This is a genomic window from Tenacibaculum sp. TC6 (genome assembly GCF_050606265.1).
Taxonomy (GTDB): domain Bacteria; phylum Bacteroidota; class Bacteroidia; order Flavobacteriales; family Flavobacteriaceae; genus Polaribacter.
The window spans coordinates 1-14461 of the sequence record NZ_JBOCUK010000014.1; the positions used below are offsets into that span (position 1 = coordinate 1).

The 14461-nt window shown below is 33.1% G+C and carries 12 protein-coding genes; 8 read left to right on the plus strand and 4 right to left on the minus strand.

From position 1 onward, the window contains the following. Positions 1-61: 61 nt before the first annotated feature. The gene (locus tag ACQY1Q_RS09390; protein WP_431005051.1) at positions 62-1255 is read right to left on the minus strand and encodes a Pycsar system effector family protein; all 1194 of its coding nucleotides are present in this window, start codon (positions 1253-1255) and stop codon (positions 62-64) included. A 105-nt stretch (positions 1256-1360) separates the two neighbouring features. On the opposite strand from ACQY1Q_RS09390, the gene msrB reads away from it, so the two are divergent. Together msrB and msrA are read left to right on the plus strand one after the other, a co-directional pair. Beyond that, positions 1361-1810, plus strand: coding sequence for a peptide-methionine (R)-S-oxide reductase MsrB (gene msrB / locus ACQY1Q_RS09395; protein WP_431005052.1), 450 nt, complete (start codon positions 1361-1363; stop codon positions 1808-1810). Continuing rightward, positions 1803-2333 carry a peptide-methionine (S)-S-oxide reductase MsrA gene (msrA, locus tag ACQY1Q_RS09400; protein ID WP_431005053.1) on the plus strand — a complete coding sequence of 177 codons (531 nt, stop codon included), beginning with the start codon at positions 1803-1805 and terminating at the stop codon, positions 2331-2333. Before msrB ends, msrA begins: the two co-directional genes overlap by 8 nt. Positions 2334-2517: 184 nt before the next feature. Here the strand turns inward: msrA and ACQY1Q_RS09405 are convergent, their stop codons facing one another. Genes ACQY1Q_RS09405 through ACQY1Q_RS09415 form a run of 3 tightly spaced genes read right to left on the minus strand, consistent with a single transcriptional unit; the run spans position 2518 to position 5446 of the window. Then, positions 2518-3255, minus strand: coding sequence for a LytR/AlgR family response regulator transcription factor (locus ACQY1Q_RS09405; RefSeq protein ID WP_431005054.1), 738 nt, complete (start codon positions 3253-3255; stop codon positions 2518-2520). A gap of 9 nt (positions 3256-3264) precedes the next feature. After that, positions 3265-4980, minus strand: a complete 1716-nt coding sequence (locus ACQY1Q_RS09410; protein ID WP_431005055.1) for a tetratricopeptide repeat-containing sensor histidine kinase — start codon at positions 4978-4980, stop codon at positions 3265-3267. 25 nt (positions 4981-5005) lie between these two features. After that, a complete protein-coding gene (locus ACQY1Q_RS09415) occupies positions 5006-5446 on the minus strand; it encodes a hypothetical protein (protein WP_431005056.1) in 441 nt (146 codons plus the stop codon). A 295-nt stretch (positions 5447-5741) separates the two neighbouring features. Between ACQY1Q_RS09415 and ACQY1Q_RS09420 the strand changes: the two genes are divergently transcribed. From ACQY1Q_RS09420 to ACQY1Q_RS09445, 6 genes are all read left to right on the plus strand, one after another. Further along, a complete protein-coding gene (locus ACQY1Q_RS09420; RefSeq protein WP_431005057.1) occupies positions 5742-6176 on the plus strand; it encodes a hypothetical protein in 435 nt (144 codons plus the stop codon). A 146-nt stretch (positions 6177-6322) separates the two neighbouring features. Beyond that, positions 6323-7888 (plus strand): protein adenylyltransferase SelO, encoded by a 1566-nt coding sequence (locus ACQY1Q_RS09425; RefSeq protein WP_431005058.1) that lies wholly within the window; start codon positions 6323-6325, stop codon positions 7886-7888. 84 nt (positions 7889-7972) lie between these two features. After that, complete coding sequence (locus ACQY1Q_RS09430) at positions 7973-8989, plus strand: XdhC family protein (RefSeq protein WP_431005059.1); 1017 nt, start codon at positions 7973-7975, stop codon at positions 8987-8989. A 64-nt stretch (positions 8990-9053) separates the two neighbouring features. Continuing rightward, positions 9054-9632 carry a nucleotidyltransferase family protein gene (locus ACQY1Q_RS09435; protein WP_431005060.1) on the plus strand — a complete coding sequence of 193 codons (579 nt, stop codon included), beginning with the start codon at positions 9054-9056 and terminating at the stop codon, positions 9630-9632. A 79-nt stretch (positions 9633-9711) separates the two neighbouring features. Next, the gene (locus ACQY1Q_RS09440; protein ID WP_431005061.1) at positions 9712-10395 is read left to right on the plus strand and encodes a DUF4377 domain-containing protein; all 684 of its coding nucleotides are present in this window, start codon (positions 9712-9714) and stop codon (positions 10393-10395) included. A 263-nt stretch (positions 10396-10658) separates the two neighbouring features. Then, a complete protein-coding gene (locus ACQY1Q_RS09445) occupies positions 10659-14312 on the plus strand; it encodes a metallophosphoesterase (RefSeq protein WP_431005062.1) in 3654 nt (1217 codons plus the stop codon). Positions 14313-14461 lie beyond the last annotated feature (149 nt).

Here is a 14461-nt window from a genome sequence, read left to right on the forward strand (position 1 = left end):
TTTTTGAGTACGTTTTACATGTTTGTTTTTCATGACACTTAATTTTTAGTGTAACGCTATTTCAGGACGGGACAATATAAAAAGCCACGGCAAAAGCTATAACACTTACAATAATACCTATCATAAATACAGTATAGGTTATTCGTAATATATTATACTTTCTGTTAAGTACCAATCCTAAATAATACAAGTCTTTCGTTAACGATCCGTATAAATAATCTCTATCTTTCAACATTTCATCCATAGCCCATTCAAATTCAGGCAGGCTCATTTTATGAAAATTACCAAAGAAAATCAGGTTTACTTTTTTCTGAGCAACATCCTCTTTAGTAAACTTTCCTTTGGTTACGTTAGGTCGGGTTGCCACAACAGATAATATAATTGAAGCGACTGTAAAAGCAATAAAAACGATAGTAGGATTAATTAAATAATGATTAGACGGATTGTCAAGCTTTGGTAGTAATGTTGACAAGGTCATAGAAATAATAATGGCGTTTACAGACAGTAAAATATTTGCTTTGGTATCAGCAATATCACTCAAGGTAATATGATTTCGTAAAGCTACCCTAAACATAGTTTCTATTCCTTTTTCCGGCAATTCAATCTTATTTTTTTTCAGCTTTATTTCTTCTTTTTTTTGCTTGCTTTTAACCGATTCTTGCTTCATTTTTTTCTCAACTCGTAATAGCTGAGCTAAATTTTTTCCTTTTTGTTTTTCCCATAATCGCAAAGCACTTATGGTATAAAACTGATGTGTTTGTGTTAAAAAGGTACTATTGCTAATTTGCCATTCAAGATCTGTAAAAGTAAGTTCTTTAGTGAGTTCTAATTCTTTTCTAAGTAACTCTGTATATTCTTCATAATTTTTACTTCCTAAATGAGAGCAATCTGCATCTCGTATTATTTTTTCTAACAATGTGGTGGGTGCAGCATTTAATTTAGTAGCTAAAATTACTTTAGAAACTTCCGGCAATATATCTTCTCTTCCTACTTCAGTTAAAAATTCAGCCACAATAACCACACTTTCTTCTTCATGAGTTTCCGGTTTTACAGTATACCCTGTATCATGAAACCAAGCCGCCACCATTAAAATAGTTACCTCCTCTTCACTTATTTTTTCCAGTTCTGCTAATTCTTTAGCTTTTTCTACAACTCGTTGTGTATGCGCTATATTATGATATATAAACTTTTTTTCTAAACGATTGTTTAAAATGTCTAACGCAAAATACTCGGCTCTTTCTACTAAATTACTCATGAATTAGCTACTTTTAAAATGTAAAAATAACCAAACTTTGGCATTTTTAATAATTGTAATTTTATACGCATTAATACGACTAGTAACTCTATAAAACCTAATGGTATGCTTACTTGGAAAAATATTATTGATTTTACGGTAAACGAAAATCCGAAACCAACACGCAGAGTAGAAAAAACAGCTGCTGAATGGAAAGAAATTCTTTCTCCGGAAGTATTTCAAATTACCCGCTTAAAAGGAACAGAACGTCCTTTTAGCGGAGAACACTGTACCGCTTTTTCAGAAGGCAATTATAATTGCAGTTGTTGTGATGCTCCCTTATTTGATTCTACTATAAAATACGAATCGAATTCCGGATGGCCTAGCTTTACACAACCTGTTGAAGTTAATACTATTAAATATCATAAAGATGCTTCACACGGAATGATTAGAGTTGAAATACTTTGCAATACATGTGATGCTCATTTAGGACATGTTTTTCCTGACGGACCGGAGCCTAGCGGACTTCGTTATTGTGTAAATTCATTATCTATTAAATTACAAAATAATGCCTAAACAAATAGCTACTGTAGGCGGAGGTTGTTTTTGGTGTACCGAAGCCATTTTTAGAGAAATAAAAGGAGTTACCAAAGTAGTTTCGGGATATGCGGGTGGAAATGTTCCCGGAAAACCTACCTACCGAGAAGTATGTTCAGGCTTAACCGGCCATGCTGAAGTAATTCAAATTACATTTGATAGTGATTTAATTTCTTACAAAGAAATACTCACTATTTTTATGACTACTCATGACCCGACTACATTAAACAGACAAGGTGCTGATGTAGGAACGCAATATCGTTCTGTTATATTTTATCATTCAGAGAGTCAAAAAGAAACAGCTACAGAATTGTTACAAGAGTTACAGGTATATTTTGATAATCCTATTGTTACCGAAATAAGTGTAGCGCCTCTATTTTTTGAAGCAGAAGAGTATCATCAAAATTATTATGAACAAAACAAAGAACAATCATACTGTAGTTTTGTTATTACTCCTAAGCTTCAAAAACTTAGAAAATTGTTTGCTGACAAATTGAAGTAACTTATTTTTCTTACGTTCTTAATGTGCTTTTTATCAAAATAGGTTCCAGCATCTTGCAGGAAGGTTTTGTATTCACTACAGAGGCCCCTGCACCATGCAGAATGGTTTTGTACTCACTACAGAGGCTTCCTGCATGGTGCAGGAGCCTTAGAGCATTTATACAGAGTAGTTTTATCTCCGTTTTCTATTTTAAAATAGTAAAAGCATCTAATACTTCTTTTTTATGACGTTGACTTAACGGTACGGTTGCTTTATTTTTAAGAATAATAGCATAGTCAACCGTATCTATTCTTTCTATTTGTTGTCTGTTCACAAGGTATTTTCTGTGAGTTTTAATAAAAATATCCGGAAATTCTTCAGCGAAGCTTTTCAACGCTTTTTGTACTAAAAACTGTGTATCTTTTGTATAAACATAGCAATATTTATCATCAGCTTCTATATAATATACTTCATTTATGGCTACTTTAAACAATGAATCTTTCTTTTTTATAAATAACTCTTCATTTACTTTAATACTTCCTTCTTCTTTTGCTGATAATTGCCCTACTTGATTTGCAAATTTTTCAATTGCCAATTCTATAGCAAACGTAATTCCGAACGGATCTACCGGTTTTAACAGATAGTTATACGGATTGGCATTTTTTGCTTCAGTAAAAGTTAGCGTATCTTTTGCATTGGTTAAAAACAAAATAGGTATAGCTCTGTTTTTATTAATGTAATCAGCAAAACGAATTCCTTCACGTTCAGCTCCTATAAAAATATCAAGTATCGCTAAATCCGGAGTATACATATGGTAAAAAGCAACTGCTTCTATATAATTAGAGGCTATGCCCACCACCGTATAGTCTTTTGAAAGTATTTTTTCCAGTAGTTGAGCTTGCTCTAAAGCATCTTCTAAAATTAACACCTTAATTTTTTCCATGCGTTGTGTTTATGTTATTGTTTTATAAGGCATGGATATGGTTACCACAGTACCTCCTTGTATATGATTACGAATTGTAATAACTCCGTCATTTAACACCATCATGTGTTTTACAAGATGTAATCCTAAACCGGAACTTTTTCTTCCTTCGGTGTCTTTTTGTGCTTTTTGTGCATGTACCTCAAATATTGTTTTTAATACTGTATCCGGAATGCCCACTCCTGAGTCTTGAATACTCAGCTTAAAAAGATCTTCTTCTGCACTTCCTGAAAGTGTAATCCTCCCTCCTTTTGGTGTAAATTTTATGGCATTATCTAAACAATTACGAAGCACAATTTTAAACAGTTCCATATCTCCGAAAATTAATATTGAACTTATATGGTTAACATTATACTCAATATTTTTTTCTTGTAATAAGGAAGAATACTGCTGTATTATTTGCTTTACAACAGGCATTAAAGGAAACCAGTCTTTTTGTACATGTAGTAAGTTTGACTGACTTAAAGACCAGTTTAATAAATTATCTAACAAAAAACTTAAGGAGTCTATAATAGACGTTACTTTTTTATCAATAGTAATGGTTGTTTGCTCTTCATTTAACTCACTTAATTCAAGTTTTTGTTTTAACAACGCTACAGGGCTTCGTAAATCGTGCGCCACAATACTGAACATTTGATTTTTAAGGGTATTGGCTTCTTCCAACTCTTTATTTAAAACTTGTATTTCTGCATGTTTATGCTTTAATTGTTTATAAAACATATATATAGTTAACAGCAATACCAATACGGCTATAAAAAAGAATAGAAATAAATTTCGCTGAGCTGTTTTTGTTTCAATTTCAGCTTCTTTTTTAGCAATATTAAAGGCTTCTTTTTGTTGCGCTACTTGCCAAACTGTATTTTCTTTTTGAATAGAGTCTTGCAATACTGTATATTCTTTTAAATACAAAACAGCTTTTTCATGCTCTTTCATTGCTTCAGACACTATGTATAAATTATATACTATAAAGCTTCTTAGAGGCAGGTCTTTAGAAGGTTTGGCTAACACATACGCAGAGTCAAAATAACGTTTTGCCAGTTCATCTTTATATTGTTCAAAATATAAATTTCCTAAATTAGAGTAAACTCTGGCTAAACTCCTTATCTTTTTGTCTTTATCTTTTTTATAAACTTTTAATAATGCCTTGTATGAAGTTTCGGCTTTTTTAAATTCTTTTTTAGATAAATGAATATACGCCAAACTTTCATTGACCTCATTTTTCAGTTGTATAGAAATGTTTTTTTCTTCTATAATTTTATGATAATAAACAATAGCAGAATCGTAGTTTCTTTTTTCGTAAAAGTCCCCCAGTGTTTTTGCAATGATTACATGATAATCTTCATCTTTAACCTTTTCAAGATCTCTAATTTGCTTTTCAGCTTCATCATATAGTTTCAGACGAAACAATAAATGACTTTGTATTATTTTTTTTAAATCAGGATTGGTATATGTATCTTTTAACAAATAGTAATTTACTTTTTCATAATCTTTATTTGAAAAAGCTACATGGGCATTATGCCAGGCATATTCATAGGTATCAGGTAATTTTACGGTGGTTTCTTTAGTTGTCTGATAACAAGAATTACAGTTTTTGATAAAAAAATCTTCTATATACGTTGTTTGTGAAAAACCAACCTGAACAATACCTATAAAAAGAAAGCAATACCTTTTTACTTTAAAAAACACACTTCAATGTTTAAACTCTTTTTTATTACTTAGAAGATCCCGGAGGAATGGCAATGGTACCTCTTGTTGGTTCAATATCGATTCCGTTTGGATCATTAAAATTAACCCTAACGTTTACTTGCGTAACTTTATCAAACTCATCATCATTTATGGTAAGAATAAAAGTTAATAAACACTGCTTTTCAGCTTTGGTATCTGTTTCTTGCTTAGGAGTTATTAAAACATCTAATTGTTTTTTAACAATGGTAGCTGTTAAAGTAAACTCTTCGGGTTTTCCTTTTACAACATCACTATCAAAAAAAACAGTTACATATATATAATTCAAAGAGCCGGTTTCTGTGATTCGTACAAAAGGTCCTAAAGAAGTATGATTATCAATACGAACCGGAATTCCTTCCTTATTTATATTCTGAATTGTAAACTCTTTAATGATAGAGTTTAATTCCTCATTGTTTTTAGTACTCATTACTAGGTAGTTTGGTTATACTGCAAGATACTACTTTGTTTTTTTAGTAACAATGTTATTTTAATTAGAGTGTTTATCGTTTACTCCTTTTTTTACTACGTTCACGTACTTCCGTCACCCTTCTACTGAACAATACTGATTTACAACCTATTAAACATCTAATTTTAACTTCAGAAAACAACCTGTAGCGCTACGGTAGTATTCTAAAAACCAAATAAAGTAGAGTTCAGAAACTACACCAAACGAGGCGTATCCTGAAAAGCCATATGAGTAAGGAATGTAAAAACTTTTTATTATGAGCGATTTAACCAACGGAGGACCAGTTATTATTGATAAAACAATACCATTAAATTTTGAATTTTTAAGGATTCCTGTGAGAGGATCTGTAAACATTAAAGTTTTTGATAATAGAGGTAGTTGTGATGCTTTTATTATGGATATTCTTGCAGAAACTAATCGTGGAACTATAAGTAGGCGAGAAAGACTAGTAGGAAATGAAACCAGAGTTATTACTATAGCAAGATGGGTTAACGATTTTGTGATAACCATTTCAAATTGGAAATGTTCTAAAGAAAAACTTAGTTTTACTGCAGAAGTTGTCTATAGAGAGTCGTTACGCTCAAATCAGGTTATCATCAACAAAACTGATTTCTCAGGAGATAGATTTAATTATGATTCCTTTGATGAAGAAATAAAATCATTCTTTCAAGAAGCTTTATCTAAAGCATAATTTTATTACTTATAAAAAATTATTCCTCAGTTATACGGCATTAACTGAGGATTTTTTATTTCTAAAGAATACTACAAAACCACTTTCTCATCCTGCTAAAACTTCAGTATCTTTGTAAAAGGTTCGTTACTTCCTACACATATCCTATGAAATTAGACATACATAACACTTTTAGCACCTTACTTCCGGCCGATAAAAATCTTGAAAACTCACGCAGACAGGTATTAGATGCTTGCTTTTCGTATGTAACTCCTAAAAAAACAACACACCCTGAATTATTACATGTATCAGAAGCTATGCTTACTGAATTAGGATTGACAAAAGAAGATGCGGCTACAAATGAATTTTTACACGTTTTCACAGGCAATTCTGTGTTTACTAATACACATCCGTATGCTATGTGTTACGGAGGACATCAGTTTGGTAATTGGGCAGGTCAATTAGGAGATGGAAGAGCTATTAATTTGTTTGAGGTTGCTTATAACAATAAACAATGGGCTGTTCAATTAAAAGGAGCCGGTGAAACTCCGTACTCTCGTTCTGCCGACGGATTGGCAGTTTTACGCTCTTCTATTCGTGAATATTTATGTAGTGAAGCCATGCATTATTTAGGAGTTCCTACTACCCGAGCTTTATCGCTTAGCTTATCCGGTGATCAGGTACTTCGTGATATTTTATACAACGGCAATCCTGCCTACGAAAAAGGAGCTATTGTATGCAGGGTGGCACCTAATTTTATACGCTTTGGTAATTTTGAAATTCTTGCCGCCAGAAAAAATTATGCAACTTTAAAACAATTAGCCGACTATACTATTGCTCATTTTTATCCTGAAATTACATCTTCTGGAAAAGAAAAATACTTGGCTTTTTTTACAGAAGTGCGCAATAAAACTATTGACATGATTATTCATTGGCAACGTATTGGATTTGTACACGGTGTAATGAATACCGATAATATGTCTATATCAGGGCTTACCATAGATTATGGTCCGTATGGTTGGTTAGAAGGTTATGATTGGAACTGGACTCCTAATACTACCGATGCACAACACAAACGTTACCGTTACGGAAATCAAGCATATATTGGCTTGTGGAATTTATTTCAGTTGGCTAATGCTTTGTATCCTCTTATTGAAGAAGCAACACCTCTTCAATCTTTGTTAGAAGAATACAATAGTATATATGAGCAGAAATATATAGCAATGATGCAACAAAAATTAGGGCTTGAACCAAATAACTCTAATGATAATGAACTTACAGGGCGATTGGAAGAAACGCTACAATTAATTGAAACAGATATGACCATTTTCTTTAGAAAATTGGCTCATGTAACTAAAAAAGATACCGCTATTACGGCTATTGAAAAAATTAACGATGCCTTTTATAATCTTACCGAATATACCGAGGAAATACAAGAGCATTGGAAAAATTGGTTTACCCTATATAGTAATCGTTTGCAAGAAGAAAAACGTTCAGACGCTGAAAGAGCTACTGCTATGAATAAAGTAAATCCAAAATATGTGCTGCGTAATTACATGGCACAATTAGCTATTAATAAAGCTAATGAAGGTGATTATAGTTTAATAGACGAATTATATCAATTATTAAAACAGCCTTACAGCGAACAACCTGCCTATCAACATTGGTTTGCCAAACGCCCGGAATGGGCACGTCATAAGGTAGGTTGCTCAATGCTTTCATGTAGTTCATAACTACAACCCTAATAGCTATACGTACCTAATGTAAGTCTTAACTATCATATAAAAATTGTACATTTAGGGGTAGCAATCCTAAACATGACACACGAGTTTAAAGAAATTATTCAACAGGCAGTACGCAACCAACAACAAGGAATACATAATGTATTAGCTACGGTGGTTGCTCTAGACGGTTCTTCTTACAGAAAACCTGGGGTTCGTATGCTATTATCTTCTAACGGTACAATAACAGGAGCTGTGAGCGGTGGCTGTGTTGAAAAAGAAGTACAACGCAGAGCTCAATCGGTTTTTACTACCCATATTCCTAAAATTATAGCTTATGATGGTAGGTATCGATTAGGCTGCGAGGGAATTTTATATATCTTATTAGAGCCTTTAGTAATTGCTCATGAATTTGTGCTTCATTTTTCTGAAGCACTAAAACAACGTTCCGATTTTACGATAACCTCTTTTTATCAAAAAGAAGATGAAATTTCGGGTAATTACGGATCTGTTGTTCATTTTAATAAAAAGGCATTTACTTTCAATAAGCATTTTAACAGTGAGCATCTTGAAAAACTCACTCAGTTTCAACAAACCCTATCGCCTCTTTTCCGACTGCTTATTATTGGCGGTGAACATGATGCGGTAAAACTATGCAAGCAAGCCGCGCTTTTAGGATGGGAAGTTGATGTGATTACCTCAGTAAAAGACCCTAAACAAGCTGCTGATTTTCCGGGCGCGTCCTCTGTAACAGCACAAACACCTGAGTTAGCAGAGTTATCACAAGTAAATAAGCATACCGCCGTGGTAATTATGAATCATAATTTTACTTATGATTTGCGTTATTTAATACAATTACAAAAAACACAACCTGCCTATATTGGTATTTTAGGAGCTGCCAAAAGGCGTGAAAAACTTTTTAATGAACTGTTTGAAATTGCTCCGGAACTCTCTGATGATTTTTTAAGTACCATTCATACCCCGGCCGGTTTAAATATAGGTGCCATTACTCCGGAAGAAATAAGTGTGTCTATCGTAGCAGAAATACTTTCGGTTATCCGTGATAAAGAAGTATTTTCATTAAAAAAGGTAACCGGTAAAATTCATTCTTAACGTATAAAAATGGCATGCTTAGAAAATTACATCCGGCCATTAAAAAAGCAATAGATATAAGCAGATGAAAACAGCTATTCTTATTCTTGCCGCAGGTACTTCATCTCGTATGGGACGCATTAAGCAATTACTACCTTACCAACATACTCATTTATTGGGTTGGACTATTGAACAGACGTTGAATACTTCTACAAAGGTATTTTGTATTTTGGGTGCTAATGCTACTGCTATAGAAAAAGAAATACCTACTGAAAAAATCACCATACTTTATAACCCTGATTTTAATAACGGACTTAGCACAAGCATTGTTACCGGGATTGATTATGTACACACAAAAGGGTTTCATAACGTACTCATTCTATTAGCAGACCAACCTCATATTTCTTCTGCATATCTTAACCAAATGATACAAACCGGAGAAGAAAACCCGCAATATATTATCGCTTCTAACTACGGTCATAAAGCGGGTGTACCTGCTTTATTTCCTAAAAAGTATTATCGTAATTTACTAACATTAACCGGAGATAAAGGTGCTAAACTTTTTTTAGAACAACATACTTCTAACATTATAACCATGCCTGAAATAAATTTAATTGATATTGATACTCCTCAAGATTATGATGCGGTTATCAGTAATCTGTAAAATGTATATGGCTTCTTTATTTTTCATAATTTTGCAACACTTCCCCTTACTTAGTTTTTAATTCTAAAAAATTATTTTCATGAAAAAAATCCTCTATACTCTTGCCTTTTTATCATTGTTAATTTCATGTGCTTCTCACAAACAGGTTGCAGAAAAAATCATTTGGGTAAACAGTACTAAAGTTCCTTGTACCGGAGTTGCCCCTATGCAATGCTTACAAATACAAACAGGAGAACAACTTAATCCGGATAATTGGAGTTTACTATATGACCCTATTGAAGGCTTTACTTACCAACCCGGCATGTTATATAAGCTAAAGGTTATTGTACAAAATTTAGATTCAAGTACTGTACCTGCTGATGCTTCAACTCAAAAATATATTTTAAAAGAACTTCTTTCTAAGCAACCTGATGTATCTTTAAACTTACATGATATTTGGATGTTAACACATATACGTAAAGAGGGTATTTCAATTGATGAGGAAAAGGAACGTCCACGTTTAGAAATTAAATTGGCTGATAAAAAAATAGTTGGTAAAGGTGTTTGCAATCGATTTTCAGGAGGTATTGTAAAGGCCACTGATACGACACTTATTTTTACGAATCATATTATTAGAACAGAAATGTATTGTTCTAATATTGCCATAGAAAATACTTTTTTAAATACGCTTCCAAAAACAGCCACATATACCATAGCTAACAACCAACTGTATTTGTTTGATAAAGAACAAAACGAAATTCTCCGTTTTAAAAAAACAGATTAATACTGCATAAAAAAGAGTATTTAGTTATCGATAAAAGTGTTCAAAAATACATACCTCAACCTTTTACTATCAAAGGTTTGTATGCTATTCTTTTATAACTTTGCAACTTATTGGTTAGCGCATACATATTTCTGTAATTTCCATAGTAAAAAAGCTACTACGTTAACAGGAATTGCAGCTATTTTTAGCAAAAACCTTGTAACAGTTTTTCTGTTACTACATACGTAAATTACTCAATTTTAACAACTGAATAACAGCTTGTAATGTATAAAAACTACTACTACTTATTATTGTTTATTTTCTTTACTTCCTGTGCTACATACAAAGCACAATATGGCACTAGTAAAGCTCCAAAAACAGTAACCACACATAAAGGTCTTTCCTATTCTTTTTACTTAATAGGTGATGCCGGAAATGCTGAAATGGGTAAAAAGCTCACTACTTTACATTATTTTCAAAAAGAATTAGAAGCAGCTCCTAAAAATAGTACCGCCCTTTTTTTAGGTGACAATATTTACCCGGTAGGAATGCCTAAAAAAGATACTCCTGAAAGAGCGTTGGCAGAGTATCGATTACAAATTCAACTGGATGCTTTGAAAAATTACAAAGGGTCACCACTTTTTATTCCGGGAAATCATGATTGGTACAACGGAATAAAAGGGTTAAAACGTCAGGAAAAAATGGTAGAAGCTACCTTAGGAAAAAATACATTCTTACCTGAAAACGGTTGTGGTTTAGATGCTGTTGATATTAATGATGCTATTGTATTAATTACTATTGACAGTAAATGGTTTATTACCGATTGGAACAATCATCCTACTATAAATGAAGATTGTGATATTAAAACTCGTGAGCGTTTTATTGATGAGCTATGGAGTTTGTTTAAAAAGAATCGTTATAAAAATATCGTGGTTGCTATGCACCATCCATTGTATAGTAACGGACCTCACGGGGGCAGTTTTTCTGTAAAAGACCATATGAGTCCGCTACCTATATTAGGTACTTTTAAAAACATTCTACGTGCACATGCCGGTATTCAAACCGATAATTTTAATAAAAGTTATAGTGAATTTATTCAGCAAATAGAAACGATTGCGGACGATTTTAAAAATAATATTGTTTTTGTTAGTGGGCATGAACACAACCTTCAATACATCGAAAAAGACGGTTTTAAACAGGTTATTAGCGGTTCCGGATCTAAACAATCTGCTGCACTTGCCGGATATGATGCTCCTTTTACTTACGGAAATAAAGGGTATGCTAAACTAAACTTTTACAAAGATGGTTCTGCCATTATTGAATATTATGCTGCCAATGATAAAGATGAAAACAACCTTTTATTTAGTAAAGAAATCTTAGCGCCTAAAAACATAAAAACTACAGTTGATTTTAGTGAGTATAATACTCATAACAAATTTGTAGAAGCTTCGATTTATTCTCCGGAAGCTACTGACGTGAGTGGATTTTATAAATTTTTATGGGGTGATTTACACCGAGAGAAGTACGGCAAAAAAATAAAAGCTCCGGTATTAGATTTAACTACTGCTTTTGGAGGGTTAGAACCGATAAGAAGAGGAGGTGGAAATCAAACTAACTCATTACGTCTTAAGAATCCGGAAGGAAAACAATATGTATTGCGTTCTATGTACAAAGATGGAAGTCGCATTATGGGAGGTATTTTAAAAGGTACTTTTTTAATTGACGTTGTTCAAGATATCTTTACCATGTCGCACCCCTATGCTGCTTTTGTTATTCCGGAGATGGCAGAAGCCGTACACATTTACCATACCAATCCTGTACTTTATTACATGCCAAAACAACCTGCCTTAACAATGTATAATGACACTTTTGGTGGCGGTTTATATTTATTAGAAGAGCGCCCTGCTGATAATCGTGAAGATGTAGATAGTTTTGGAAATTCAACAAAAATTATCAGCACTTTTGATGTATTGGAAAAGCTACGTAAAAACGGAAATCATACCATAGATCAACAATGGACCATTCGCTCTCGTTTATTTGACATGGTAATTGGTGACTGGGACAGGCATGAAGATCAATGGCGTTGGGCTTCTTTTGAAACAGCAAACGGTAAAACATATTATCGCCCAATTCCTCGTGACAGAGATCAACCATTTTCTAAGTTTGACGGAATTATGATTCCACTGTTTAAACAGTTTGCTCCGTTAGTAAAAAACATGCAAACGTTTGATTATGATATTAAAAACATGAAATGGTACAATAATTATCCTCGTTTTTTTGATGCCGAATTTTTAAATCAATTGACTCTTAAAGATTGGATCATACAAGCTGAATATATTCAGCAACATTTAACCGATGAGGTTATTGAGCAGGCTATCAAAAAGCTGCCTAAAGAAGTATTTGCTATTGACGGAACTGAAATTATAGCTAAAATTAAAGCCCGTAGAGATGCATTACAAGAAATTGCTAAACGCTACTACACCAAACAGGCTAAAACAGTATATATAACGGGTACCGATAAAGATGATGTGTTTACTATACATCGTATTAACAATACTGAAACGCAGATAATTGCTACTCATAAAAATGATACTATTTACAATCGGGTATTTTCATTAAAAGAAACTAAAGAAATTCAAATTTACGGGTTAAACGGTGACGATAGGTTTACCATTACCGGAAAGGTTAAAAACGGGATTCTATTACGATTAATTGGCGGACAGGATTATGATGTATATACTGATGAATCTTCTGTTTCTGGGTGGAGTAAAAAAACTAAGATTTATGATTACAAGTCTAAAAAAAATACAATAAACGGCAGCCATGAAACGGATGATTTACGTTCTGATAATTATTATAGAAATACCTATAATCATCGCGATATTGAAAACAACACAACCCTTGTAGCTCCTAATATAGGTAGTAACCCGGATGATGGATTTTTCTTTGGAGTTAATGTAACTCATACTCGCTATGGATTTAAAAAGCGCCCGTTTGCCAGCCAACATAACCTTTCTGCAAACTACTACTCGGCTATTCAAGGTTTTGATATTGAATACAATGGTGAGTTTACCGAGTTTATTGGAAACTGGAGTTTGGTATTACACGCAAAAACAACCAGTGATAATTATGCTTTCAACTTTTTTGGTTGGGGTAACCAAAGTAACTATAATCAACAATTTGATTTAGATTATTACCGTGTTAAAAGAAGTGAGCATAGCATTACTCCTACCTTATTAAGACGTTTTAGAGGTGGTAATACATTGCGACTTTCTTCTTCTTTTGAGGCCATAAGAATACAAAATACGCCAAACAGAAATATTACCGACTATTCAGAAAGTCCTGTTAACATTTTTGATACTAATTATTTTATAGGAGGTGATTTAGGTATGACGCATACTAGAGTTGATAACAAAAGTTTTCCTACTAAAGGAATAAATTTTAATTTACAGGTAGGTGCCAAATTTAAAGCAGACGACTTCCAACGTCGTTTTGGGTATATTAAGAGTTCCTTGGCTTTTTATCAAAATTTAGTATACAATCGCTCTTTAGTATTTGCATCTGAAGTAGGAACACATCTTACTATCGGAAATCGTTTTGAAATTTACCAAGCTGTTACTTTAGGAGGCGACAGAAACTTACGCGGTTTTAACCGTCAACGTTTTTCCGGAACAAAAAGCTTTTATCACAGTAACGACGTACGCTTACGTTTTGGAGAGATACAAACTTCTTTTCTCCCTTTAAAAGCAGGTATGACTGCCGGCTTTGACTATGGTCGTGTATGGAGTCCCAGAGAAGCTGAAAATTCTTTATGGCATACCAGTTACGGGGGCTCTTTATGGTTAAGTGGTATTGATGTATTTACACTAAACCTTTCTTATTTTCAAGGAAATAAAAACGAAAATAGAGTAGCTTTGAGTGTAGGTTTTTCTTTTTAAGTTTATATAAATTAGTAACTGCTCTTGTTAGCAATTAGCAATAGATAAGTGTTTAGTCCTCTTTTGCTAGTTCTTGAAAATTTAAAATTAACGATAGAAAAATCGCCTAAAATTACTTTTAGGCGATTTCTTGCACATTCTATACCCCT